At 33.5% G+C, this 25,209-nt stretch carries 24 protein-coding genes; 12 read left to right on the forward strand and 12 right to left on the reverse strand.

Annotated elements, in window-relative coordinates; all coding sequences use genetic code 11:
- Positions 1-3: 3 nt before the first annotated feature.
- A complete protein-coding gene (locus tag OM961_RS06745; protein WP_264339687.1) occupies positions 4-576 on the reverse strand; it encodes a thioredoxin family protein in 573 nt (190 codons plus the stop codon).
- A gap of 108 nt (positions 577-684) precedes the next feature.
- On the opposite strand from OM961_RS06745, the gene tmk reads away from it, so the two are divergent.
- Positions 685-1,275 (forward strand): dTMP kinase, encoded by a 591-nt coding sequence (gene tmk, locus OM961_RS06750; RefSeq protein ID WP_182309943.1) that lies wholly within the window; start codon positions 685-687, stop codon positions 1,273-1,275.
- On the opposite strand, the gene OM961_RS06755 is transcribed toward tmk, so the two are convergent.
- The 4 genes from OM961_RS06755 to OM961_RS06770 form a co-directional block, all read right to left on the reverse strand.
- Positions 1,268-1,936 carry a hypothetical protein gene (locus OM961_RS06755; RefSeq protein ID WP_010081999.1) on the reverse strand — a complete coding sequence of 223 codons (669 nt, stop codon included), beginning with the start codon at positions 1,934-1,936 and terminating at the stop codon, positions 1,268-1,270. The two genes, tmk and OM961_RS06755, sit on opposite strands and share 8 nt — an antisense overlap.
- A gap of 154 nt (positions 1,937-2,090) precedes the next feature.
- On the reverse strand, positions 2,091-3,929 hold the full coding sequence (gene ftsH, locus OM961_RS06760) for an ATP-dependent zinc metalloprotease FtsH (RefSeq protein ID WP_264339688.1): 1,839 nt from the start codon (positions 3,927-3,929) through the stop codon (positions 2,091-2,093).
- Between the two features lie 12 nt (positions 3,930-3,941).
- A complete protein-coding gene (tilS, locus tag OM961_RS06765) occupies positions 3,942-5,237 on the reverse strand; it encodes a tRNA lysidine(34) synthetase TilS (protein WP_007548788.1) in 1,296 nt (431 codons plus the stop codon).
- A 184-nt stretch (positions 5,238-5,421) separates the two neighbouring features.
- The gene (locus tag OM961_RS06770) at positions 5,422-5,901 is read right to left on the reverse strand and encodes an OmpA family protein (RefSeq protein WP_182309861.1); all 480 of its coding nucleotides are present in this window, start codon (positions 5,899-5,901) and stop codon (positions 5,422-5,424) included.
- A gap of 275 nt (positions 5,902-6,176) precedes the next feature.
- Here OM961_RS06770 and OM961_RS06775 point away from each other — a divergent pair, with 275 nt between their 5' ends.
- From OM961_RS06775 to OM961_RS06790, 4 genes are all read left to right on the forward strand, one after another.
- Positions 6,177-7,604: a gluzincin family metallopeptidase gene (locus OM961_RS06775; protein ID WP_264339690.1), complete on the forward strand. Its 1,428-nt coding sequence runs from the start codon at positions 6,177-6,179 to the stop codon at positions 7,602-7,604.
- Positions 7,605-7,627: 23 nt separating this feature from the next.
- The gene (locus OM961_RS06780) at positions 7,628-8,704 is read left to right on the forward strand and encodes a rod shape-determining protein (protein ID WP_007548791.1); all 1,077 of its coding nucleotides are present in this window, start codon (positions 7,628-7,630) and stop codon (positions 8,702-8,704) included.
- Positions 8,705-9,020: 316 nt separating this feature from the next.
- Positions 9,021-10,133, forward strand: a complete 1,113-nt coding sequence (mnmA, locus tag OM961_RS06785) for a tRNA 2-thiouridine(34) synthase MnmA (protein ID WP_182309863.1) — start codon at positions 9,021-9,023, stop codon at positions 10,131-10,133.
- Positions 10,134-11,112: 979 nt separating this feature from the next.
- Positions 11,113-12,579, forward strand: a complete 1,467-nt coding sequence (locus OM961_RS06790; protein WP_264339584.1) for an IS4 family transposase — start codon at positions 11,113-11,115, stop codon at positions 12,577-12,579.
- Between the two features lie 776 nt (positions 12,580-13,355).
- Here the strand turns inward: OM961_RS06790 and OM961_RS06795 are convergent.
- Both OM961_RS06795 and pstA read right to left on the reverse strand, forming a co-directional pair.
- Positions 13,356-14,153 carry a phosphoribosylformylglycinamidine synthase subunit PurQ gene (locus tag OM961_RS06795; RefSeq protein WP_044471287.1) on the reverse strand — a complete coding sequence of 266 codons (798 nt, stop codon included), beginning with the start codon at positions 14,151-14,153 and terminating at the stop codon, positions 13,356-13,358.
- 6 nt (positions 14,154-14,159) lie between these two features.
- The gene (gene pstA, locus OM961_RS06800) at positions 14,160-15,410 is read right to left on the reverse strand and encodes a phosphate ABC transporter permease PstA (protein WP_264339691.1); all 1,251 of its coding nucleotides are present in this window, start codon (positions 15,408-15,410) and stop codon (positions 14,160-14,162) included.
- Positions 15,411-15,458: 48 nt separating this feature from the next.
- On the opposite strand from pstA, the gene OM961_RS06805 reads away from it, so the two are divergent.
- Complete coding sequence (locus OM961_RS06805) at positions 15,459-15,641, forward strand: hypothetical protein (RefSeq protein ID WP_010962989.1); 183 nt, start codon at positions 15,459-15,461, stop codon at positions 15,639-15,641.
- Between the two features lie 48 nt (positions 15,642-15,689).
- Here the strand turns inward: OM961_RS06805 and rplS are convergent, their stop codons facing one another.
- Positions 15,690-16,067, reverse strand: a complete 378-nt coding sequence (gene rplS / locus OM961_RS06810; protein WP_006279489.1) for a 50S ribosomal protein L19 — start codon at positions 16,065-16,067, stop codon at positions 15,690-15,692.
- Positions 16,051-16,761, reverse strand: coding sequence for a tRNA (guanosine(37)-N1)-methyltransferase TrmD (gene trmD / locus OM961_RS06815; RefSeq protein WP_007549279.1), 711 nt, complete (start codon positions 16,759-16,761; stop codon positions 16,051-16,053). Before trmD ends, rplS begins: the two co-directional genes overlap by 17 nt.
- Positions 16,762-16,835: 74 nt before the next feature.
- On the opposite strand from trmD, the gene purC reads away from it, so the two are divergent.
- Positions 16,836-17,558, forward strand: coding sequence for a phosphoribosylaminoimidazolesuccinocarboxamide synthase (gene purC / locus OM961_RS06820; RefSeq protein ID WP_155969369.1), 723 nt, complete (start codon positions 16,836-16,838; stop codon positions 17,556-17,558).
- On the opposite strand, the gene purM is transcribed toward purC, so the two are convergent.
- A complete protein-coding gene (purM, locus tag OM961_RS06825; protein ID WP_007549277.1) occupies positions 17,555-18,592 on the reverse strand; it encodes a phosphoribosylformylglycinamidine cyclo-ligase in 1,038 nt (345 codons plus the stop codon). The two genes, purC and purM, sit on opposite strands and share 4 nt — an antisense overlap.
- A 133-nt stretch (positions 18,593-18,725) precedes the next feature.
- Between purM and OM961_RS06830 the strand changes: the two genes are divergently transcribed.
- A complete protein-coding gene (locus tag OM961_RS06830; RefSeq protein WP_006280049.1) occupies positions 18,726-19,019 on the forward strand; it encodes a hypothetical protein in 294 nt (97 codons plus the stop codon).
- A 14-nt stretch (positions 19,020-19,033) separates the two neighbouring features.
- Positions 19,034-19,378 (forward strand): hypothetical protein, encoded by a 345-nt coding sequence (locus OM961_RS06835; RefSeq protein WP_233395610.1) that lies wholly within the window; start codon positions 19,034-19,036, stop codon positions 19,376-19,378.
- 66 nt (positions 19,379-19,444) lie between these two features.
- On the opposite strand, the gene OM961_RS06840 is transcribed toward OM961_RS06835, so the two are convergent.
- Positions 19,445-20,263, reverse strand: coding sequence for a transporter associated domain-containing protein (locus tag OM961_RS06840; RefSeq protein WP_264339692.1), 819 nt, complete (start codon positions 20,261-20,263; stop codon positions 19,445-19,447).
- Between the two features lie 402 nt (positions 20,264-20,665).
- Between OM961_RS06840 and hemE the strand changes: the two genes are divergently transcribed.
- Positions 20,666-21,682, forward strand: coding sequence for a uroporphyrinogen decarboxylase (hemE, locus tag OM961_RS06845; protein ID WP_264339693.1), 1,017 nt, complete (start codon positions 20,666-20,668; stop codon positions 21,680-21,682).
- 68 nt (positions 21,683-21,750) lie between these two features.
- The gene (locus OM961_RS06850; RefSeq protein WP_010082012.1) at positions 21,751-22,944 is read left to right on the forward strand and encodes a pyridoxal phosphate-dependent aminotransferase; all 1,194 of its coding nucleotides are present in this window, start codon (positions 21,751-21,753) and stop codon (positions 22,942-22,944) included.
- A 45-nt stretch (positions 22,945-22,989) separates the two neighbouring features.
- On the opposite strand, the gene OM961_RS06855 is transcribed toward OM961_RS06850, so the two are convergent.
- Positions 22,990-23,478: a hypothetical protein gene (locus tag OM961_RS06855; protein WP_006280043.1), complete on the reverse strand. Its 489-nt coding sequence runs from the start codon at positions 23,476-23,478 to the stop codon at positions 22,990-22,992.
- A gap of 488 nt (positions 23,479-23,966) precedes the next feature.
- Between OM961_RS06855 and OM961_RS06860 the strand changes: the two genes are divergently transcribed.
- Positions 23,967-25,181, forward strand: a complete 1,215-nt coding sequence (locus tag OM961_RS06860) for an MFS transporter (protein WP_174515889.1) — start codon at positions 23,967-23,969, stop codon at positions 25,179-25,181.
- Positions 25,182-25,209: the final 28 nt, after the last annotated feature.

A 25,209-nucleotide genomic window follows, 5' to 3' on the forward strand; every position in this document is an offset into this window, starting at 1 on the left:
TATTTAACCTGTAGAATTAGACCATTTAATTGAGCAGCCAATACTTAATTTTTGGTCAATTGGAGAATTACCAGTTTCTGCAATAAATTTCATAGCTTGAAATAAGTCACTACTTCCTACTTCATAGCTTTGAACCTTTTCTTTTTTTGTGTCGTTAAAACGTCCACGATAGCAAAGGTTTAAATTGGAATTAAAGCCGAAAAAGTCAGGAGTGCAAACAGCCCCGTATTCTTTAGCTATTTTCTGTGTACTATCAATTAAATATGGAAATGTAAACTTATTTTCCTTGGCAAAATTAATCATATTTTCAAAGGAATCTTCTGGATATTCATTTACATCATTTGGCATTATTGCAATGGTGTTTACCTGATAATCTTTTTTCAATTGATCAACATCGCTTACCAGATTGCTAATAATTGACTGAACGTAAGGACAGTGATTGCATATAAACATTATAATAAGACCATTTTTTCCACAACAGTCACTTAATGCATAATATTTATTGTCTACTCCCAAAAGATTAAAATCTTTTGCAGTAAAACTAAAATCGACTTTAGGAGTATTCAGAGCAACCATAGACTATTATTATACCATATGTAATTTACGGTCTTATTATTTAAATGTCAAACGGTTTCTATGTATACTGTTTGCATATTCTTTTTTAGTATTATAATTATAAAACTTATGTTCATAACTTTCGAAGGAATAGACGGCTCTGGTAAAACAACACAATCTAAGCTACTTGCAAATCATTTTAAGCAAATTCACGGCGAAAATAATGTGGTATTGACTCGAGAACCAGGTGGTACTGATTTTGCAGAAAAGATAAGAGGAGTGTTGTTAACAAATAATATTGATCCTATTTCTGAACTCTTGCTACTTATCTCGATGAGGCACGAACATATGAAAAAATTAATATTACCAGCTCTTGCAGAAGGAAAAATAGTGATTTGTGATCGGTTTATTGATTCAACTATTGCATATCAAGGATATGGGTTTGGAGTTGACTTAGGGCTAATAAGGGACTTACATAAGCTAGTGGAAATTAAATATCCAGATATTACATTCATTCTAGATATTGATGTTAAAGTTGGGTTAAATAGAGCAAAAGACAAGAATAAATATGAAGAAATGGATGTTAATTTTTACAATAAGGTCAGAAAAGGATTTCAGGAAATAGCCATAAAAGAGCCCGTTAGGTGCAGTGTTATCACTGGAATTGAAACAAAAAATGATAATCACGTACACAATGAAATTATTGATAAAATCACCTAGCTTGTGATAGAAAATTATCAATTTCAGGTAACATTATTTCATATGAATAACTTTTTGTTTGAGTAGCTAAAAAATCCTGTATTTTGTCTGGATCTTCTTCACTTATCATCTTATATGCCCTTGCGAGGTTCATTAATTCACTTCTATTTTTTTTATTGCTTACTTCAGTAATAGTAAAAAATTGATCAAAATGGTCTAAGAGGTCTTTATTTTTTATTGAAGACACAATATCGTCAATTTCTTTCACATATAATGCAAGTTTGTGTGCTTTACTACGATCTTCAAAACAAAGATTAACAAGCACGTTACGAAACCTATCTTTCGTAGTACTTCTCACTTCTGCTAATAAGGACTTAATATTTTCTTGGCAATGCACTCTCTTTACCGATTCAGCCGGTTCAACCATACCAAGAACATTCTTTACCAAAGATTTTTCTTCACAACTAAATATGAACATGTAATAACCCATCGATAAAGTGAAGAGCAAGAACATAGCCGGAAGTAAAAACGGAGCTAATACATTTTGTGACGCAGGGAAAATAAACCAGGTAACAGTTGCTATTGACACAGTTACAAATAATCCTGATAAACATAATTGTGCTTTTCTTCTATAATTCTGATCAATAACTGTACTTACACCAATAGAAGCTATATCAATCATTACTCACACCTCATTAAACATTAATACTAACTGAATGATAGCATTATTGTGATGAAAATGCAATATTATGAATATTTTAATACAATTTATATTGACAGTTACAATTCTGAATGTTTTATTGCAGCGTTAGCTGATTAGCATTTTTAAGATGAGGTCAACTCTCATAGAGAGAGGATTTTTTTATTTTCTCATTCTTCTCATTTTCCTCTCTAACAATTTTTTTTCCATTTAATATGTCCTTTATTTCATCTCCTGTTAAAGTTTCAAACTCCAGTAGATTTTCGGCAATGAGATCTAAGCCTTTCTTATGCTTGGTCAAAATGTCTTTTGCTTTTTCATAGCAAGAAGATACAACTTTCTTCACTTCTTCATCTATAAGTTTTAACGTATCTTCAGAAATTATCTCAGAACCATGTATGGTTTGTTCGCGATTGTGATAGATCGGGCCTATTTTGTCACTCATTCCCCATTTTGTTACCATAGCGCGTGATAAATCAGATGCTTGTTTTATATCCGAAGATGCACCGCTTGTGACTTTATCGTAGCCAAAAATTAGCTCTTCTGCCACTCTTCCACCCATTGCAACAGTTATATCTGCTAGCATCTTTTCTCTTGTGAGGGACACTCTATCTGTTTCTGGTAGTCTCATAACTAAACCGAGTACCCTACCGCGTGGAATAATTGTTGCCTTGTGTATAGGATCAGAAGCAGGCATATTAACAGCAATCATCGCATGACCAGCTTCATGGTATGCAGTCAGTCTCTTTTCCTCTTCTGTCATAATGAGAGATCGCCTTTCTACGCCCATCATCACTTTATCACGTGCATATTCGAAATCATCCATGGTAACAATCTTCTTGTTTCTTCTTGCAGCGATAAGTGCAGATTCATTCACCAAATTTGCTAGATCAGCCCCTGAAAAACCTGGTGTTCCTCTTGCAACTGTTTTCACGTTTACATCTGGTGCTATTGATATTTTCTTTATATGAGTATTTAATATCTTTTCACGCCCATTTATATCGGGTAAAGAAATAGTAATCTGTCGGTCAAAACGACCAGGTCTAAGCAGTGCTGGATCTAAGACATCCGGACGGTTAGTCGCAGCAATTATTATTACACCTTCATTAGACTCAAAGCCATCCATCTCAACTAATAACTGATTTAATGTTTGTTCTCTTTCATCATTGCCGCCACCAAGACCAATGCCACGATGTCTACCCACCGCATCTATTTCATCTATAAAAATTATACAAGGAGCATTTTTCTTGCCTTGATCAAACATATCACGAACACGACTTGCACCAACACCCACAAACATTTCAACAAAATCAGATCCAGAAATACTAAAGAATGGCACATTAGCTTCTCCTGCAATTGCACGAGCAAGTAAAGTTTTACCAGTTCCAGGAGAGCCAATCAAAAGGCACCCTTTTGGTATTTTTCCACCTAATATTTGAAATTTTTGCCTTTGTTTAAGAAAATCAACGATCTCTACTAGCTCTTCTTTTGCTTCATCAATTCCGGCAACATCATCAAATGTTACTTTTTTTCCACTAGTCATGAGTCTAGCCCTTGACTTGCCAAAGCTTATAGTTCTGTTGCCCCCCGCTTGTGTTTGTTTAAGAAAGAATAGCAAGAAGCCAATAAAGATAAATGTTGGGACCCATGAGATAAGTAATCCACCAATTACGTTCATGGCAGAATCTCCAGTTGAAAAGGAGAATCTCACTTTTCTATCATGTAAATTTTTTATTAGGTCGCTATATATGACACCGCTTGAATTGAAACTTGAACCGTCCCTGAACTTGCCTTCAATGCTCTGGTTTTTTATGACAATATTTTCTACATCATTGTCTTCTAGTCTAGTTAAAAATTCCGAAAAAGGTATAATTGTTTTACTTTTACCTACATTTCCGCTGAACTGAATATAAGCAACTGAAATAAGAACAATAATTACTAACCAGATCAATAAGCCTTCTAAAAATTTTTTCATTTCTATTTCTAACTAAATACTAATCAAGCTTACCAAATTTTGTTTTATCGTGCTATTAATAATGCATTGAACCTTATCGTCATTGGTATTTTTTCCGTTATAATTTACATCAGGATAAGCAAGCACCTTTCCATCTTTTAGCACTACAGGCAAAGAATAGAAAACTTCAGGGCAGCAGTTGTAATCCTTCAGAAATTCAGGAACTTTTTGTGTTTTTTTTAATGGAGCGATGATAACTGAACACTCTTGATTTCCGAGTATTGTGCAGCTAAATCTGTTATCCCATTGAGTAGGTTCATTTAAAGGTAGGTTTAAGGTAATTTCTTGTATCTTTGACGATTCTCTAATTATCAAGATATTTTCTCCATGTTTTCTTATTTTACACCCAGAAAGTGTACAGTTAACATTACTATCCTTTTGCAATATTTTATTAAATATTACGATAAGGCTGTTGTACCTTGGTTTATAATGTTTACTGGCAATTGCCATTATGGAGTAAAGAAGAAGCCTCAAGGCTATTTCCTCTGGCAATTGATAAAACTCACTTAGTTTAATTTCAATATAACCAAGATCATGCACATTAACGCAGTCATTAAACGCAAGGCGTGTGTAGTGCATCAACGCTTTTGCAGCTCTTTTCATATGAAGGGCTGTGAGGCATATTCGCTCTGTTAAAATCTCTTGATTATCACTTGCTTTAAGTAAGTTACGGTATAAAGTTCGCCTGTATTTTAAGTCATAGTTGCTTCTATCTTCGATCCATTTTAACCGATGAAGCTTAGCGTACTTTTCTATTTCACTACGACTAAAATTTAACAATGGCCTAAATATATAAATACCATTTAGGAAAGACTTGTAGTCCATTGATGATAATCCATCTACGCCACTACCTCGCTCTAATCTTAACAAGAACGTTTCTGCTTGATCATCTTTGTGATGAGCAACAAGTAAATATTTAACATTATTATTTTTACACCACTCTGCTAGTAACTTATACCGTGCTTTTCGTGCCTGTAACTGAATATTGCCTTTAATATTTTGCTTCTCCCAATTTAATATGAACGATTCCTTTGCTCCAAGTTCCTTTGCATAACTTACAACAAAATCAGCTTCTTTTTGAGACTCTGGACGTAACCCATGATTTACTGTTAATGCTGTAGGAAGTGAAAGCTTGTTTTTTTTTGCCCAGTTAGTCATTAAGTGCAGTAAGACTATACTATCTACACCACCTGATACTGCAACTGCAACTTGATTGTTATAGAAAGCAAAACTATTAACCACATTTTGAAATAATAACTCTAATTCCATTATGTCTCTTGATGGCCAGACAGGTCAGATCTCTTACGTCATACCGCGACTTATTTGTGGTATATATAGATCCCGCTAACAAGCAACGAAATATGACAAGTTTGTCCTTTTTTGTCTACCCCAGTGCCCTTTCTTTATGTCATCCCAGTGTTTGACACTGGGATCCAGGTTTTAATGCAAGAAACTATTTCTTTATTCCAGAAAATGAAAATTCCACTCTACGATTTTTAGCATGCTCTTTTTCATATTTAGAATTTCTAGAATCATCTTTTACATTAACCAAAGGCTCAGTTTCACCTTTAGAAGCAGTTTTTATTCTGTTTTCTATGTAGGGTGTACAACTAACCATAAATTTTTTAGCTGCATCTGCCCTTCTAGCGCCTAGCGCAAGATTATATTCATGAGAACCACGGTTGTCAGTGTGACCAGTTAAAGTAACCTTCGCGTTAGGGTTATCTTGTAACACCTCCATTACGTCAAGTAATGCATCTGCACTTACTTCAGCAATACTAGATTCATCATAACCAAAGAAAACTCTTTTATCACCTATCTGCTTAACAACAGAATTTATTTTATTTGTTGTATTTGCTCCTTTTTTTGGGCAAGAACTTACACCAGTAAGTAATAAACAAAAACAGCACATTATAACCAGTCTACTCCACATTACTAAACCTCCATAAATTTTAAATAGTGCGTAACTTTAATTTCAGTAGCTAATATCTCTCCATATTGTAATATAGTCAAGAGAAATAAAATACTAAATACTTTTTCTACAACCTTACAATTAATTTTCCTATAATATGCTGGACTCTGAGTAGAAAAATCCAATAAAAGAATAAAAAGTACAATTTTTTATTGTACTTTAAGCAAATATACTTTTAACTTTATTATTAATCTATTACGGTATTAAACAGATGTTTTCTAAAATAATGAACAAATATGCAATCTTATAAGTTTTTAGAGGAAGTATTATATAGGGTAAAGAATATCGAAAATACGCTAAAAGTACTAAACCAAAGCCAATTGAATATAGAGGACAAAGTTGAACAAATGAGTCTTCTAGAAGAAATCAGACATGAAATTATCTCTCATGACGCAATAAAGGAATCATTAGCAGATGCTCTTGGTAACAAAAAAAGTGCAAATACTCAGCAGCTAAAGTTAATAGAGAGAATACATAAAAGCAACAGTGCTGTTCCTATTGATTTAGTAAAGTCTTTATCCAAAGCTAAGGTTGAATGCCAAAATTTATGGAAGCTATCTCATTCTGAAACCAGTAACTTAGAAAAACTAAAAGAACGTTTTACTGATTTAATCACACTCATTCGCGAAGTAGCTTCTATAAAATCGCAGCAATTAAAATGCTCAAAATACGACTCACTGCTTGCTGACTATGACTCTGATATCACAGAAAAGAATATAAGGGAAGTATTCCCCAAGGTAGGCAAATTTTTTAGCGAAAATGTAGATAAAATAATTGAAAAGCAGAAAAAGGATAAGGATAAGGTTACTAATATACAAAAAGTTGCTACTCAGAAACAGATTGAACTTGGCTCATTATGTTTACAGCAAATGGGTATTGCACTAAATGAGATTCGTACTTCTTATTACTACCCTATAGATTATGATGAATCTGATTTTTGTTATGGTTTATTTTCACTTTTACGGCATAGTGGTTATGCAATTTATCAAAAATGTTTAGCGCAAAATTCTATAAGTAGTCCAATTACGAGACATGTTATGTATGAAACTCAAGGGTTATTCATGGAAAGGATGATTGGAACATCCAGAGAATTTATTGAGTTTATTCAACCACACATAAAAGAGAAATTTGCTATAAAAGGCAAAACTAACGAGAAAGTTAGCAGTGTTGAAAATTTGTACTTGATTTTCAATGAAATAAACCTTTCTTCTTTTTTAAAAAATGCAGATGAATTTAGTCTGTTAGCTCATATTATGTTGAGAACTAGGTTAGAACAAGATATAATAAATGGTACATTGGAAGTCAAAGACCTGCATGATGCGTGGCTGGAAGGTATGAAGCACTATAAAATTCCAGTAAAAGCTGAAAATGAGCTAAACACTTATTTTCAAGATGAATATTGGGCAAGCGGTGTTATGGGCTACTTTCCTATAAAAATTATTGCTTTAATTGCTGCTGTGCAGATTTTCTCTTGCGTTAAAAAGAATCATTACGAATCATTAAGTGCTATAATAAAAGGAGATTTTAGTTTACTTATCAGTTGGTTATCTCAAAATATATACAGTGCAAAGTGTGGCCTGGAACTGCTAAAAAAAGTAACAGGTAAGGGTTTAGACGTTGAGTGTGTTACTTACTACTTATCTGAAAAGTATAATTTGTCTTAATAAATGGTTTTCTTGAGTTATGTATGAATTTTGTTCGAAAATTAACCGGAAAGTTTTATAGCCTTTTCACTTTCAAAGGTTTATTCGCTAGCGATATTGCTATAGATCTTGGCACTGCAAACACTTTAGTTTATCAGAAAAATCAGGGAATAGTGCTTGATGAGCCTTCAGTTGTAGCAAGAATAAAAGAAAAAGGAAGTTACGTTCCTTATGCTTTTGGTAAAAAAGCTAAAATGATGCTTGGGAAAACGCCTGGAGAAATAGAGGCGATAAGGCCCTTAAAGGATGGAGTTATTGCTGATTTTAAAAGTGCGGAAGAAATGCTAAAATATTTCATACGCAGTGCAAACACAAAATTCACTGTTAATAAACCTAATATTATCATATGCGTTCCATCTGGATCCACGCCAGTTGAAAGGCGTGCTATACAAGATGCAGCAGAAAGTGCTGGTGCAAATGAAGTATTTTTAATTGAAGAACCAATGGCTGCAGCAATCGGAGCTGGGCTCCCGGTTACTGAACCTGAGGGTTCTATGATTGTTGATATAGGAGGCGGTACAACTGAAGTTGCAATTATTTCTTTAGGTGGAATTGTTTATTCACGTTCTGCCAGAGTAGGTGGCGATATTATGGATGAAGCAATAAAATCATATATTCGTGAAAATCATAAGTTATTAATCGGTGAAACAACCGCTGAGAAAATTAAGAAAAGCATAGGTTCAGCCAGTCTGCCAGGTGAAAATAACAAAGAGGGAATGATAATTAAGGGCAGGGATTTAGTGAGTGGCATGCCAAAAGAAATGCTTTTATCAGAATACCAAGTTGCAGAGAGTTTAATAGAGCCTGTACATCAGATAATTTCTGCTATTAAGACTGCGCTGGAGAGCACTCCACCTGAACTTTCTTCTGATATAGTCGATAGAGGAATAGTTTTATCCGGTGGTGGTGGATTATTACGTAATCTAGGTAAAGTTATCAGTGAAACAACAAAATTACCGGTTCGTGTTGCAGATGACCCACTTTGTTGTGTTGCCTTAGGTAGTGGAAAAGTGCTTGAAAACATGGATTATTTTGGCCATGTTTTATTCAAGCAAGATTAAATTATTTTTGAAGGTAGTTTATCGAATTGTTTTGATGGAATTATGTAATATAAATGAGATCCCAGTGTCATGCACCAAGTAATTTGAAGGCAACTTCTAGCAGAAAAGGGTGTCATCCGAGTAGCTAACACTGGGATCCAGGAAACTTGATTACAAATAAATATGCTGTTTTAATGAATTTGTGTAATAGAAGCTAGATTCCAGTGTCAGCTACTTTCATGACATCATCTACTATGTAAATTGCCCCCAAATCAAAACGTTTGCACAGTTGTATGTTGGAATGACACAAGATTTGCGTTTATAAATTAAGGCGATTATGCTAAAAGAATTTGAAATTGAACCTCTGCTAAAAGATAAAGCTCCGCACCAGACCAAGGCTATTGTTGCAATGTCCGGGGGAGTTGATAGCTCGGTTGCTGCAGCACTGCTACATAACCTTGGGTACCAGGTGATAGGTGTAACTCTTCAGCTATATGGCACTGATGGCAATGCTAACGCAAGAAAGGGTGCATGCTGCGCTGGACAGGATATTTATGACGCTAAGCGTGTAGCTGAAAGTGTTGGCTTTCCTCACTATATTTTAAACTACGAGGAAATATTCAAAAAGGAAGTAATAGAGGATTTTGCGAGTACCTATATGCGTGGGGAAACTCCCATACCATGCGTGAGATGTAACCAAACGGTAAAATTTCGTGATCTATTGCAAGTTACAAAAAATCTTGGTGCGGATGTGCTCGTAACAGGACATTACGTGAGAAGGTTAGAAAAAAATGGTGAGGTAAAGTTGTGTAGAAGCATTGATAAGAGTAAAGATCAAAGCTATTTTCTGTTTGCTACAACAAAGGAGCAGTTAAAGCTTTTGCGATTTCCACTAGGTGGGTTCTATAAAAGTGATATAAGAAAATTAGCAGAATATTTCAGCTTACAAATTTCTGAAAAGCCAGACAGTCAAGATATATGCTTTGTTTCCGAAAGCTATAGTAAAACAATAGCTAAATTAGCTCCACAATCCGTACAGAAAGGCAGAATTGTGGATGTGAATGGAAAAGTGCTAGGTGAGCACAGTGGCATAGTAAATTTTACAGTGGGGCAAAGAAAGGGCTTGGGTATCGCACACAATGAACCTCTTTATGTGATAAAAATTAATACAGAAAATAATGAGGTTATAGTAGGTCCGATCAACGTATTAATGCAAAAAAAAATATTGATCAAGGAGTTAAATTGGTTAGAACAACCAAAGGAAGGTATGGAAGTAACTGTGAAGCTGAGATCATCACATGCGGGAAGTTTAGCAACAATACATTCAATTGACGAAAAAAATAAAGCCTGTGTCATTTTAAACGACGATTACTTTGGCATCAGTCCAGGTCAAGCCTGTGTAGCGTATAAAGATGAGCAAGTAATTGGCGGTGGATGGATATGCTCTTAACTAAAAGCTTTAATGCAGAGTGTAAACATACAATAGACTTCTTGCATAACCATATAACATTGGGAATAGAAACAAAAAAACTTGCTTGACAAACTCCGCCAGCCCCCTTATCATGAAACTGAAGCTATTTATTTATCTTCTCTGTACAGATTAAATGACAAAAAAACTCACGTATCTGGCGTCTCATGTTTAATTTTTTGCACTATGTGCACTCTATGTCTTTATCAAATTTCTGGGTTTTTACCTACACAAGCTGAAATACGCTTATAAAGCATTTAAAACATTAAAAAACGCCAACTTAAAAAATGGATAGTGAATAACTAGCTACCCTAGGGTTTCTTTTGCCTTTTTTTCTGTTTAGTAAATTTCTTAACGTTTATAATTTAGATTAGTTGCGGCTTAAAAGCAGCTAAATCGCGGTTATTAAGTGTTTAGAATAAAAAAACGCCATACTTGAAAGTATAATGTAAGTAATTAGCCAACCACGGGGCCTCTTTTGCCTTTTTTTTCATTTGGTAAATTTCTTAATGTTTGTAGCTAAACGACAACCTTCATCCCGCTGCTTGTTAGCGGCTAAGAGATACCGCGAATGAATCGCGGTATGACGGTTCGCGGCGGCATAAAGATAAGTCTCGTCATCCCGCTGCGTGTTAGCGCTTACTATTACCCACAAATATAAATGTTTGTTGCATAGCTCTTAATGGCATAACTTTTGCTTGAAATAACTGTTTATATGGTGCAATTTACAGCTTTTAGTTGCTAAAATTATAACTCTTAGTTTAATAATTTTAATCTAATAAGCTTTCAGGTTAATAAAATTAAATTATTTGAGTAAATACAATACTATGTTTTTATTTGTGGGTAATAGTAAGGTTTTGAAGCTTACTATTACCCATAAGTATATAAATAGTAAAAAAGCTGATATTTTACTAATTCAACTTTCTATTATAAATGGATCTATGGTCTAAAAATGGAATATATGATGAAAAGAACTATAAATACTTCAACTGGCGAATGGGCAGAAAGTGAATTTGGAATTGTTAATTTTGGTGATATAAGATTAAGTAAAAGGCTTCTAAAAATAGTTAATAGTTTTGCTGAATCGCCTGAGCGTTCAATAAATCAAGCTTGTGAAGATTGGCATCAAAGTAAAGCAGCTTATAGATTTTTCCAAAACGATGCCATTTCTGAGAGAAAGATATTAGAAAGTCATATAATTAAAACTGTTGAAAGAGCTAAAGAATACTCAACTATCTTAGCTATCCAAGACACGAGTTATATCTCATATAAAAATCATAAAAAGACCGAAGGATTAGGGATTATAGCAGCAAGATTAACATCTAAAACAACTAATTTTAAAACACATGGATTAGTGATGCATACAACGTTTGCAGTTACAACAGAAGGACTGCCTATAGGATTATTGGATCAAAAAATTAGTACTAGACCCTCCTTAGCTGAAGACCTAAAAGAGTTGAAAAGAAGAAGCCATAATACTGCTGTTCCCATAGAAGAGAAAGAAAGCATACGGTGGATAGAATCACTTAAATATTCTACTAATCATCCTGGATTAAAGGATATCAAGGTAGTTACCGTCTGTGACAGAGAAGCAGATATGTATGATTTATTTGAAGTTGCTTCCACTAATCAATCTCTTTTTGTAGTAAGAGGAAATCAAAACAGAACAATAAATAAGAAGTCGACTTATTCTGAAAAAGGTGGTGAAAGGTTGTGGGATCTGATGAATCGCATGTCTTGTCAAGGAGAAATACAAGTGAATATTCCTGCTCGCAATGATAAACCTCAAAGAACAACAGTTTTAGAAGTAAAGTTTAGCAACTTTGTGATGAATGCATCAAAAAATAACGCTAGACGTAAAACCCAAAAACTTCCTAATTTAAGTTTAAATGCTGTCTATGCTATAGAAAAATACCCCCCATTTGGCGAAGAGCCTGTGAACTGGATTTTGTTGACAAATATAAATATTAATAATTTTGAAGAAGCAGTAGAAAAAATACAATGGTATTGCTTAAGATGGAGAATAGAGGTTTTTCATAAAATTTTGAAATCTGGTCTTAAAGTTGAAGAATGTAGGCTCCAAGCAGCAGATAGATTAATCCGCTTTCTTACAATAATGAGTATAATTGCATGGAGAATATTTTTTATCACACTAGTAGCTAGAACAAATCCAAATCTTTCTTGCACTTTCATACTGACTGACGACGAATGGAAGGTTTTATATACCAAAATGCTTAAGACAAAAAACTATCCTGAGACACCACCACCTATAAGAGAAATTGTGAGGTGGGTGGCCAAGTTAGGAGGGTTTTTAGCTCGCAAAAATGACTTAGAACCAGGCCCTATAGCTTTGTGGAAGGGATGGAAACGTCTCTTTGATTTAGCAGAAGGATGGAAACTTGCTCATGAATTTTATACTTGTGGGTAATAGTAAGGTTTTGAAGCTTACTATTACCCACAAATAAAAACATAATATTGTATTTACTCAAATAATTTAATTTTATTAACCTGAAAGCTTATTAGATTAAAATTATTAAACTAAGAGTTATAATTTTAGCAACTAAAAGCTGTAAATTGCACCATATAAACAGTTATTTCAAGCAAAAGTTATGCCATTAAGAGCTATGCAACAAACATTTATATTTGTGGGTAATAGTAAGCGCTAACAAGCAGCGGGATGACGTTTGTCGTTTAGCTATAAATATTAAGAAATTTACCAAATAAAAAAAAGGCAAAAGAAGCCCCGTGGTTGGCTAATTACTTACATTATACTTTCAAGTATGGCGTTTTTTTATTCTAAACGCTTAATAACCGCGATTTAGCTGCTTTTTAATGCAACTAACCTTTAGTCATAAATGTTTAAGAAATTTACTAAACAGAAAAAAAGGCAAAAGAAACCCTAGGGTAGCTAATTATTCACTATCCATTTTTTAAGTTGGCGTTTTTTGATATTTTAAATGCTTTATAAGCGCATTTCAGCTTATATTAGGTAAAAACCTAGAATTTTATAAAGACATAAGATGCACATAGTGCAAAAAATTAAACATGGGACGCCAGATACGTGAGTTTTTTTGTCATTTAATCTGTACAGAGAAGATAAATAAATAGCTTCAGTTTCATGATAAGGGGACTGGCAAGGCTTGTCAAGCAAGTTTTTTGCAATATCAGGGGATAATTTCGACCATAAATCCCTATCAATAAATTTTAACAAAAATACTTCAGTGCATTTTCAAATATAAGCATTCCATCGCCATATTTTGGCACAGCAACACCTAAACGCTTGCTCTTTTCTTTTTCAAGGGGCCAATTATCTTGCTGAGTAAAAAATATTCCCCTTTCTGGATGGGGCATTAAAGCTAGCACTCTTCCACTTTTATCTGATAAAGCTGCTAGGTCGTATGTAGATCCATTCGGATTGTAAGGAAATTGTAGGTTAGCATAGTTGCCATTTTTATCAATGTAACGTAATGCGGTGGAATTGCTCTCAATCAATTGGTTCAAAATATCTTGATCCATAAAAAATTTGCCTTCCCCATGAGCAATAGGGAGATATAGTTCACTCAGACCCCGTAGCCAAACAGAATTACTCTGCGGATTAACTCTCACTCTAATCCAGCGGCATTGGTAATTGCCTATATCATTATGGATTAAAGCTAGATTAGAGAACTCTGGAATTAATTTTACTAATATCTGACAACCATTACATATTCCTATAATCAGCTTGTCCTGAGATAAAAACTCTTGAAACTCATCCAACAAGTTGTTTTTAATACGTAAAGCAAACGCATTACCAGCACCAGTGTCATCACCATAGGAAAAACCCCCTGGAATTGCAAGTATATTGCTTAATTTCAGTTCACCTGGATTATCTATGATATCGTTAATGTGAACGATTTTTACTTCAATATTACCAATACCAAGTTTTCTGCTGCATTCCATAAATGCAAATGCAGTTTCTTTTTCGCAATTTAAGCCATAACCAGATAGGACTGTGATTTTCATGAATTGCTAAAAATTAAAAAATTCGAATTTCCTTTTTACAAAATTTGCTACTAAATTTAACGCAAATAACACCAATAATAAAGCTATAATTGCGATAGCAGCAAGTTCAACAAATGCAATTTCAGGACTGCTTGACCATATGTATATTTGCACAGGTAGAACAGTTGCCGGATCGAAGAAGGACATAGGTGTATCAGCAATAAATGCTACCATACCTATCATAAGTAAAGGGGAAGATTCACCTAAAATCCTTGCAATTGCAAGCACAGTACCATGTATTATTCTTGGTAATGCAATCGGCAAAGAGTGATCTAATATCACCTTGATGTGAGGTGCACCGAGCGCAAACGCTGCATCTTTTATCGTAATAGGAACATTCGCAAAGGCATTTTTTGTTGCAATTATAATATTAGGTAACATCATAAATGAAAGAGTCATTCCACCAACAAGTGGTGAAGAGCGTGGTAGCCCAAATATGCCAAGATAGAGAGTTAAGCCTACTACACCAAATATTATTGAAGGCACTGCAGCAAGATTATTTATGCTAATTTCTACAATATTGGTCATGAGCCTATTTTTAGGCATAAATTCGTAAAGACAGATGCCCGACATAATTCCTATTGGTAATGCTAATGCTAGGCACACTATAATTGTCATCAATGAGCCGATAAATGCACCTAAAATCCCTGCATTCTCAGGTTCACGAGAGTCAGATTTAAGGAATAAAGACTTATTAAAAAATTTTTTCACTCTCCCTTTTTCTTTTAGCCAATCAAGTAATTTAGCATAATGATCATTCAAATGTTTATCTTTATTTATTGAATTAATTATACTTGACGCGGTAAACCAGATCTCATATTCACCACTACCTTTCACTTTCTTACGAAAAAATTTTTCTAGTTCTTTGTAAGAATTACGACTTAAAATTTCGTCACTGTCTTTAAAATCAGTTCCTTTAAACACCTTACGTAAAGAATCGTTGAGTAAGCCAATGGACTTATATCGCAAATCACTAGGATTACTCGCCAAAGTAAGATCAGCATTTATTTTAACTGGCAATAAAATTTTCGTTACTGTTAAGGCACTGTAAGAGTTAACTAATATACTCAACAATATACACACAGGACAGCCAAGTGAGATAACTAGTGCCGTGAAAGAACAAAAGCGTAGCGCTCTGTTCTTTTTATTTTTCCTTTTTATACGAGCATGTACACGCCTTGAATGAAGTAATTTAAGGAATTTTTTCTTTATACTCATTTACTTTTCTTTACACGAGGATTTGAAAAAACTTTCCCCTTTTTTGTCATGCAAGTAGCTGACACTGGGATCCAGCAGGCTTTGCCTGCAAATAATTTTTACATTTTCCATGAAAGCACAAACCAAAAGGAGAATAATGAATGCTGGATCCCAGTGTCGGAGCACTGGGATGACACCACAGCGGGAGGCAAACACAATGTTCGTACAGTTGTGTGTCACGCACTGGGATGACAAGAGAGAGTTCTGAGATGACACAATTGACATCACTCCCTATTGTATCTACTTAGATTTCTTTTTAACATAAGTAGTACGCTCTTTGATCCTTGCAGCTTTTCCAAATAGTTTGCACAGATAATACAGTTTTGCTCTACGAACCTTTCCTTTTCTTGTCACTTGCACTGAAACCAGTGCAGGAGAATAAACAAAAAACTGAGACACTATACTTTCTCCATGGCTCACTTTTCTGACTGCAAAAGAAGAATGTAACCCGCGGTTCCTTTTTGATATACATACACCTTCAAATATCTGTATACGTTCACTTGTACCGTCAACTACTTTAAAAGTGACCTTCAAATCATCGCCAGGACGAAATTCTGGTATTTCTTTAGCTAACACTTGCATTTGCTGTTCGTTAAATTTTTTAAGTAAATTTGTCATTTATCTCTCCACTCAATAATTCAGGCCTACGCTTTTTTGTTATAACATGAGACTGCTTCTGCCTCCAATCACTTATTTTTTTGTGATTGCCAGATAACAAAACCTCAGGTACTTTATATCCCTTCCACTGCTCAGGTCTAGTATATTGAGGATATTCAAGTACACCACCACCATAATTAAAACTTTCTTCAGTAATACTATCGGTATTATTTACTACACCTGGAAGAAGTCTAATGCATGCATCAAGAACCACCATTGCAGCTGGCTCACCTCCTGAAAGTATATAATCTCCAATACTTAACTCATAAGGAGTATACGCATCAATTATCCTTTGGTCAATACCTTCAAATCGACCACACAATATTGTTATATGAGGAAACTCTAATAATTCTCTGGCAATATTCTGATTAAACTTAGTTCCAGATGGAGTCATGTAAATAAACTTAGTGTTTTTATGAACAGAGAGCATACTATCTACTGCATCACCAACTACATCAGAACGCATAACCATTCCTGCTCCACCTCCATATGGAACATCATCCACAGTTGAATGTTTATCTTTCGCAAAAGAACGAATATTTATTACTTCAAGGTTCCATATTTTTTTTTCTAACGCTTTTCCGGCAAGAGAATAGTTCAAAAACCCCGGGAACATTTCTGGGAATATGGTTAATATTGTAACATTGAATGCCATTAAGGTTTATTTTAAGTTATTTGGGGCTATACTCTAAGAATAGTAAATTGATATAATATATAGTTAAATTAAACATGTCACTGAATAAAACGATATACGAAGGTAAAGCGAAAGCCATTATTGAAACTGAAGACTTATCAATTGTCATACAGCACTTTAAAGATGATATTACAGCATTCAATAAGGAAAAATATGAAATAATCGATGGTAAAGGAATAATTAATAATCATATTAGTGCTTTTATCATGGAAAAGCTTGAGAAAGCAGAAATTAGCACACACTTTATAAAAACTCTAAACGAAAGAGAACAGCTAGTCAAAAAACTCAAGATAATACCTCTTGAGGTAGTAGTTAGAAATGTCGCAGCTGGCAGCTTTTGCAAACGTTTTAATATCAAAGAAGGTGAGAGGCTTGCATCTCCTATAATCGATTTTTTTTACAAAAATGATGACCTAGCCGACCCAATGGTAAGTGAAAATCACATACTGTATTTTGATTGGCTATCTAGCAAAGAAATGGATGAAGTTAAAACTACAACTTTAAAAATCAACGAAATATTAGTTCACCTATTTTCAAATGCAAGTATATATTTAGTTGATCTCAAGTTAGAATTTGGCAGATTAATAAATGACAGTACTAAAATCGTTTTAGCTGATGAAATTAGCCCTGATAACTGCAGATTATGGGATAAAAATACTTATAAAAAGCTAGACAAAGATGTCTTTCGTTTGAATTTAGGAGATTTAAAGGAAGCATACCTAGAAGTTGCAAAAAGACTGTCAGTAAAGTTAGGTTAACTAAATACTACTCTATCAAGTGGAGGGTTACATGCCTCATCAAGTTTTCCAATAATTTCAATTTTTTCTCCACGTTTTTGGAAATGATTTTTCACGTTTTGCATATTCTCAGAACTTACGATCAATACCATACCAATACCACAATTAAATGTTTTTAGCATTTCTTTCTTCTCTATTTTACCCTCCTTTGTTAGCCATAAAAATATATCTGGCCATTTCCAGGAATTAATGTCTATGTTTGCAAATAAGTTTTTTGGAAGAATTCGCGGAATATTGTCTACCAAACCACCACCCGTGATGTGCGCAATACCTTTTACTTGTGACATGATAGGCAGCAAAGAATCAACATATATTTTTGTTGGTTCAAGTAGTATTTCACTCCAAGATTTATTATTCCATAGAGATGTATCGTTATAATTTATACCTAAGCTTTTGAAAACATGGCGCACTAAAGAAAACCCATTTGAGTGAATTCCACTTGACTCTAAGCCAACTATATAATCACCTGCTTTCATCATACTACAGTTTGGAAGAATTTGCTTTCGATCAACTACACCAACCACAAACCCTGCAAGGTCATAGTGATTATTACCATACATTCCAGGCATTTCTGCAGTTTCCCCACCAACCAATGCTATTTTAGCTTGCTTGCACCCCTCTGCAATGCCCTTAACCACAGATAATAAAACATCTTTGGTCAAAACGCCTGTTGCAAAGTAATCAAGGAAAAACAAAGGCGTTGCTCCTTGTGCAAGTAAGTCATTTACACACATTGCAACTAAATCTATACCTATAGTATCATGTTTATTCACTTCTTGAGCTATCAACAGTTTCGTACCTACTCCATCAGTTGAGGAAACGAGTACTGGATGGTCATACTTCTTACTTAGTGCAGCAAAATCAAATAACGCAGAAAATGAACCTATTTCGCTGATTACTTCTTCTCTAGTAGTTTCTTGAGCAATAGGCTTGACTTCTTTTATTAACTTATTATATAGTTCAATATCTATTCCTGATCTGGTATAAGTATTCATAATCCTTTTATAAATTTTAAAATTGTTAATACTATATTAATGCCTTGATATAAAAAGTGCAACGAAACTTTCTCTTAATTGACTATTATATACTTACCAATATAGGGTAACTTAAATCATTTATAATTATCCAATGAACGAAAATACCAAAAACATACTGTTAATAACGGAACTGCTATCAGGACGGCTGCTTCATGACTTTGCTAACTCTATGAATGGAATAACGTTTGGCGTAGAAGAGCTTGAAGTAATAGATAAGAATGATGCTGATGCGCAGAAGGAAGCGTTGTTGTTTCTTAAAGAAAGCTCCGATGATTTAATATATAAACATAAAGTTATGAAGCAGGCATATTCTTCTTCAATGGATAATTATAGCTTTGATAAGACCAAATCTAATATCGAAAATTATTTATTAAAAAAAAAGTAAAGCTTACGTGGAAAATAGACGCATACTCTGCAAAAAATAAGGAAGATTTAATTGAAAAGATAAATAAGATAATTTCTAATATGGTGCTAACTATAGCCAGTGCAGTGGCGGAAGTTGAACTAGTATCTGTTTTACTGAGTCAAACAGAAGATAAAATGCTATTAACTATAAAAATTCTAAATGAACACAAACCAATAAGCAAATCATTAGTAGACAAATTAATCAAAAAAAATGACACTAATTTAAATACAAAAGATATTAATATCTATATGACCTCTTTATTATTAGAGTACTATAACACTGAAATGCATTATACTTGCGAAAATAATTTGCTGGAAATAGGTTTAACTATAACTTGAGTTGCATATTTGGTTATTACAACTTTTTCTTCGTGTCAAGGCATTCCCCGACAAGGGGTACCAAATCTAATTTTTGTAATCACTTAAGTCTAGTACTATTTTATTAATGTAGCGCTCATTTGCATCTTTGATGATAAACTTCATACCATTTTTATATTTAATGACTTCATCTACAGAAGGTACTTTACCAGCAATCGAAAGAATCAAACCACCAAGTGTAACATAGTCTTCTTCAGGGTCACGTAATTCTATTTTTAGATCCTCTTCTATATCTTTTATAAGAGCCCTTGCTGATACTTCAAACTTATTTTGAGACAATTCAGTAATGGTATATTCTGAATTTATTTCGTTTTCACTATCAATGTTTGGTACTAGTTCCTCTATAAGATCAGTCATTGAAATTAAACCATCAGTTCCACCATATTCATCCAATACGATAGCTAAGCATGATTTAGAAGAGTTCATCCTAACAAAAAGATTAGTTGTCTTCATCGAGGGTGGAACAAATATTACGCTTTGTATAATATGTTTCAGATTAAAATTTTTATCCCTATTAAAAATAACATCTTTTACATAAAAAAAGCCTATTACGTTATCAAAGTTATTTTTATAAATTGGTATTTTAGTGTGGCAAGTGTTTTTTATCTTCTTTATTATTTCACGCTCGCTTGACTCAATGTCTACTGCGCATATCTCTGTACGTGGAGTCATTATATCCATTATACCACAATCGCGGAATTTTAATAGACCATTAAATATATTAAGGTCTGGCAGATCTTTCATTAATGCCTCAGTCGCACACTTTTTCAACACAGAAGCTTTTTTGAAAAGGAAGAGAAAAATTCTATATGCTATTTTTTCTACTAAGGTTCTTTTTTTACTCAATTTATTCCCTGTAATGGCAAAAACGTTTTCAGATTAGATTTATCAAGAAAACTGTTATTAAATGTTTAATAAGCATGTGAATAATGTCAAATTAATTTGTGAATTATTTGTTGATATAAAATACCAACAATTGATCAACAACTTTTTCAACAACATATACATAGTTGTGTAACAATGCATGATGGTAAAGTATTTTCCATAAAAGAAAATTACTAACACTCTAAACACCTTACTTATACACATAAATCATAACAGAAAATCAATAATATACGAAAGTTACTCACATATTTATCCACAAGTTGAACAACGCCAATTTTTACTGAATTTTAAGTTAGTAACAAGTTATTGATAGAACTATTATTATTACTATACTTTAATATACAAAAGAATAAATAGAATAGATTGGAAAGCGGCAAAACAACAATAGCGAAAATTATTAAGAGAAATGAACCGGGTGGAAGAGTGCCTATCTGGCTAATGCGTCAGGCTGGCAGGTCTCTTCCTGAGTACCGCAAAGCAGTAGAAAATATGAATAATTTTATGGAGATATGCTACAACACAGATTTAGTGACAGAATTGACGTTACAGCCGGTGACAAGATTTGACATGGATGCGGCGATAATTTTTTCAGACATTTTAATAATAGCTGATGTTTTGGGTTGTGACGTGAATTTCGTACGCGGTGTAGGTCCAATAATAAAACCCGTGGAAAGTCCTAAGGAATTGAAGGGTCTACAAGAAATTGAAACTAAAACCTTACCAATTCTAAACGCTATAAAAAAAGTCAGAAGCCAATTACCAAAAGAAAAATCTCTCATAGGATTTGCTGGTGGACCATGGACAGTAGCCTCATACATCATAGAAGGTGGGAGCAGCAAAACTTTTTCCAAAGTATTAAATTTTTATCCTTCGTGTTTGAAGGAAATAATTGAACGAATAACGGAAGTAACGATTATTTATCTAATTAAACAGATAGAATTTGGAGCAGATGTTATTCAGCTATTTGACAGTAATGCTGGTGCGTTATCGGAACCATTGTTTAAAGAATATGTTATCGAACCAACAAAGAGAATTATCTTGGCAATAAAGGATAGATTTTCTGATTTTCCAATAATAGGTTTTCCAAGGTCTGCTGGAAATCTTTATAAAGATTACTGCGAACAAACAGGTGTATCTGCAGTAAGTATAGATTATAATGTTCCAATAAAATGGGCGAAAGCGAATCTAAACATCCCTCTACAAGGAAACCTTGATCCTAATCTTTTAGCCTATAATAAAACGGAAGCAATCAAAGAAGCAAAACGTATAATAGATTGCTTTAGAGATTTACCCTTCATATTTAATCTCGGACATGGAGTACTCCCTGATACTCCAGTTGAAAATATTGCTGCGTTGGTAAACCTGGTAAAAAGCTACTAATACAATACACAAAATTCTAGCTTTTTTGTTGTACGGGGTTTATCATTTGAATTTAGCTTCAGTAAGATATGTCAGACCTTGCAAAAAGAATGTCCCTAATAAAACCATCACCTACGATTGCTGTAACTGATAAGGCAAATAAGTTGAAAAATGAAGGAAAAAAGATCTGTGTTTTAGCTGCAGGAGAACCGGATTTTGATACTCCAGATCATATAAAAAAAGCAGCTATTCAAGCAATAAGTGAAGGTAAGACTAAATATACTGCTGTTGATGGAACGCGTGAGCTGAAAGAAGCAATAATTAATAAGTTAAGAAAGGATAATAACCTCGAGTACACGCTTAACCAAATCTGTGTTGGTACAGGTGCTAAGCAGGTGTTATTCAATTTGTTCATGGCAACAATTAACTCTGGAGATGAAGTTATTATTCCAGCTCCTTATTGGGTTTCATATGTTGATATGGTAAGTCTTTTTGGCGGCTTGCCAGTTGTAGTAGAATGCAAACAAAATTTTAAACTGACAGCGGAATTATTGAAAAGCAGGATAACTAAAAAAACTAAATGGTTAATTCTTAACTCACCGAACAACCCTGCAGGAGCTGTGTACACATGTGATGAATTGAAAGACATAGCACAAATATTGCTTGAATATCCACATATGAATGTCGTTACAGATGATATTTATGAGCATATAATATACGACGAAAAGTTTTTTACTATCGCTCAGGTTGAGCCGAAGCTTTATGATAGAGTTTTTGTAGTCAATGGAGTATCAAAAGCCTATGCAATGACAGGCTGGAGAATAGGGTATATTGCAGGTAGAAGTGATGTGGTAAAAGCTATCTCTACGCTGCAGTCTCAAAGCACTTCTAATCCAAATTCGATAGCACAAGCAGCAGCAGCAGCAGCATTAAACGGTGATCATAGTTTTTTGAAAGAAAGAACAAGGATTTTTAAGAGTCGTAGAGATTTTATGGTGAAAGAGCTAAATTCTGCCCCGGGATTATCAGCGTCTGTTCCACAAGGTGCGTTTTATTTATTTGTCTCATGTGAAGGATTGCTCAGTAAAAGCACAAAAAGTGGTAAGATAATAAATAATGATTTAGATTTTACTGAATACTTACTGGGAGATCATTTGGTTGCTGTGGTTCCAGGAATTGCATTTGGTCTAGAAAATTTTATCAGAATTTCTTATGCAACCTCTCAGGAACAATTAGAAATTGGATGTGATAGTATTACTAAAGCGTGCCAGGAGTTAAAATGAAATAGACTATCCATAAGTTGTATATTTTGCCATACTTCGCCAAGGTTATTTTGAATGTTCTAACTTGTGTTTTTCTATGGAAGGCATTTTTATTGATTGAGCAAGTGTCTTTCTAATATTGAATTCCTCATTTTTTTCATTTTGTTGCAGTAAGTTAATGTTATTTATTTTATTTACTAAATCTTTCCCCTTTTCCAGAGTCTTTAAATCACTTTCGTTAATGTGATGTTCATTGTAAAATTCTGCAACAATTTCTTTTCTTTTCGGATAAGTATTTAAAAATTCCGACACCTGATGTTTAGCAACAGCTTGAATAAATTTCTTATTAAATCTTGAATCGTTATATAGATCTTCTAAATTTTCATCGTAGTGTTTTGCTTCATTTACAGCAAGCTTTATTATCTCTTCTATACCACTTAGAAGTTTCCTATACAATTTGTCGTATCTATTGCCTAGCACGTGTGTAGCGAATGTTTGTTCAATGTATTTTGTTATGTAATTTTGCAGCGTATTATCTATCGTGCTTATATTCATCAGCCTGCTTTAATATTATATTAACTATTTTACACATAAAAAGGTTAATATTGAATTAATAGAATACTTCTGAAGTCAAATTTTACTGAAAATTATGGTATTTAAGATATAATTGTCAGCATGAAATAAAAACATAAATAAAATGGATCTTGTAACAAAAGTGAAGCTCAAGATAAAGATGAATAAGGGTAAAATCATAAATATACTTATCATTTGTGGTGTAATTTTTTTCATATACCTTATTCATGAGCCAGTTGTAGATATGGTAGAAAAAATTATAAGTAAAATAAAAGGTCTCTTTTAAAAATAGAAAAAGTGAACTTTTTCCATCATCCAAACTTGAACCTGGAAAATTTAGTTAATGCATAAACTACTTATGTTGGCTATGAGTTCAACTGTATAAAATTCCGGTAAATTAAAATAAGTATTCATAGAAATATTGTTTTCTATAAACAGAGTATCTATAATGCTAGCTTTGGGGTAAAGTATTGCAGAGGAATTTTTTAATCTGGTTGTTGGCGTCACTGTTTTATGCATACCAATATATATTACGCGTAATTCCAAATATTATAATTCCTGAATTGGTAGTAAGGTTTAATATAGGAACAACAGAAATAGGACAATTTTGTGGACTGTATTATGTAGGTTATGTGTTAGCACATATTCCTGTAGGTATTCTTTTAGATAGATTTGGTTCTAAAGTTGTTATACCGATTTGTATTGCATTAACATCTTTAGGTGCTTTACCTTTAGTCAGTTCTAATGATTGGAGTTATTCTATTATTGGAAGAATAATTACTGGTATTGGATCCTCTGCTTCAGTACTTGGACTCTTTAAAATAATAAGAATCTATTACCATAGAGAAAAATTTGCCATGATGTTCAGCATATCGGTTATTATTGGCATTTCAGGTGGTGTATTTGCCACCAAACCATTACATGTCTTACTTGATAAGTTTGGGTGGGATTATTTATTTACTGTGTGTATAATGCTTGGATTATTGCTTGCTTTAACTACCTTTATATCTATACCTAAAGTTGGCACCTCAGACGAAGAATTAAATATTAAAAATTTAAGCAAAGTTATATTTAATAAAGATATTTTATTGATAGGTTTGTTTGGCGGTTTTATGGTTGGACCATTAGAAGGCTTTGCAGATGCGTGGTCCGCAACATTCTTGCATGAGATGTACGCTATAGATAGACACATTGCATATAGCATTTCAAAATGGATACTAATAGGCTTTGGCTTTGGGCATTTATTACTTCCTTACATATTAGCAAAAAATCCAACCAAGCACTATGAAATAATAATTTCTTGTGCTATGGCCATGATAATTGTGTTCTTATTACTTTTTATATGCAATATTAGTGAACTCCTGGCATGTATATTACTATTCATTATTGGTCTTGCTTCTGCATACCAAATTGTTTTTACTGCTAAAGTTGTAAGTTGTGTAAAAAACGAAGCAGTAGCAAGTGCAGGATCTGTAGGTAATTCCATAGTTATGAGTTTTGGTTATTTTTTTCACGTCATTATTGCAAATATAATGAATTTTTATTGGAACGGTGAAATTATCGATGGAAAGCCATTTTATGGAACTGATGTAATGGTTAAGTCTATGTTAATAATACCTATATGCCTACTAATAGGAATGATAGGCTTTTGGTTACTTAAAGTTATAAGCTGTAAAAAGAGCTAAGCAGATTTAGATGATTAATATAGTATTG

The sequence above is a fragment of the Wolbachia endosymbiont (group A) of Cydia splendana genome (assembly GCF_947179475.1).
In the GTDB taxonomy this organism is placed as follows: Bacteria; Pseudomonadota; Alphaproteobacteria; order Rickettsiales; family Anaplasmataceae; genus Wolbachia; species Wolbachia pipientis.

Bases quoted from the DNA above. Each gene is read 5' to 3' on its own strand.
- OM961_RS06745 (WP_264339687.1), bottom strand. From the start codon at position 576: ATGGTTGCTCTGAATACTCCTAAAGTCGATTTTAGTTTTACTGCAAAA.
- tmk (WP_182309943.1), top strand. From the start codon at position 685: ATGTTCATAACTTTCGAAGGAATAGACGGCTCTGGTAAAACAACACAA.
- OM961_RS06755 (WP_010081999.1), bottom strand. From the start codon at position 1,936: ATGATTGATATAGCTTCTATTGGTGTAAGTACAGTTATTGATCAGAAT.
- ftsH (WP_264339688.1), bottom strand. From the start codon at position 3,929: ATGAAAAAATTTTTAGAAGGCTTATTGATCTGGTTAGTAATTATTGTT.
- tilS (WP_007548788.1), bottom strand. From the start codon at position 5,237: ATGGAATTAGAGTTATTATTTCAAAATGTGGTTAATAGTTTTGCTTTC.
- OM961_RS06770 (WP_182309861.1), bottom strand. From the start codon at position 5,901: ATGTGGAGTAGACTGGTTATAATGTGCTGTTTTTGTTTATTACTTACT.
- OM961_RS06775 (WP_264339690.1), top strand. From the start codon at position 6,177: ATGCAATCTTATAAGTTTTTAGAGGAAGTATTATATAGGGTAAAGAAT.
- OM961_RS06780 (WP_007548791.1), top strand. From the start codon at position 7,628: ATGAATTTTGTTCGAAAATTAACCGGAAAGTTTTATAGCCTTTTCACT.
- mnmA (WP_182309863.1), top strand. From the start codon at position 9,021: ATGCTAAAAGAATTTGAAATTGAACCTCTGCTAAAAGATAAAGCTCCG.
- OM961_RS06790 (WP_264339584.1), top strand. From the start codon at position 11,113: ATGATGAAAAGAACTATAAATACTTCAACTGGCGAATGGGCAGAAAGT.
- OM961_RS06795 (WP_044471287.1), bottom strand. From the start codon at position 14,153: ATGAAAATCACAGTCCTATCTGGTTATGGCTTAAATTGCGAAAAAGAA.
- pstA (WP_264339691.1), bottom strand. From the start codon at position 15,410: ATGAGTATAAAGAAAAAATTCCTTAAATTACTTCATTCAAGGCGTGTA.
- OM961_RS06805 (WP_010962989.1), top strand. From the start codon at position 15,459: ATGCAAGTAGCTGACACTGGGATCCAGCAGGCTTTGCCTGCAAATAAT.
- rplS (WP_006279489.1), bottom strand. From the start codon at position 16,067: ATGACAAATTTACTTAAAAAATTTAACGAACAGCAAATGCAAGTGTTA.
- trmD (WP_007549279.1), bottom strand. From the start codon at position 16,761: ATGGCATTCAATGTTACAATATTAACCATATTCCCAGAAATGTTCCCG.
- purC (WP_155969369.1), top strand. From the start codon at position 16,836: ATGTCACTGAATAAAACGATATACGAAGGTAAAGCGAAAGCCATTATT.
- purM (WP_007549277.1), bottom strand. From the start codon at position 18,592: ATGAATACTTATACCAGATCAGGAATAGATATTGAACTATATAATAAG.
- OM961_RS06830 (WP_006280049.1), top strand. From the start codon at position 18,726: ATGAACGAAAATACCAAAAACATACTGTTAATAACGGAACTGCTATCA.
- OM961_RS06850 (WP_010082012.1), top strand. From the start codon at position 21,751: ATGTCAGACCTTGCAAAAAGAATGTCCCTAATAAAACCATCACCTACG.
- OM961_RS06855 (WP_006280043.1), bottom strand. From the start codon at position 23,478: ATGAATATAAGCACGATAGATAATACGCTGCAAAATTACATAACAAAA.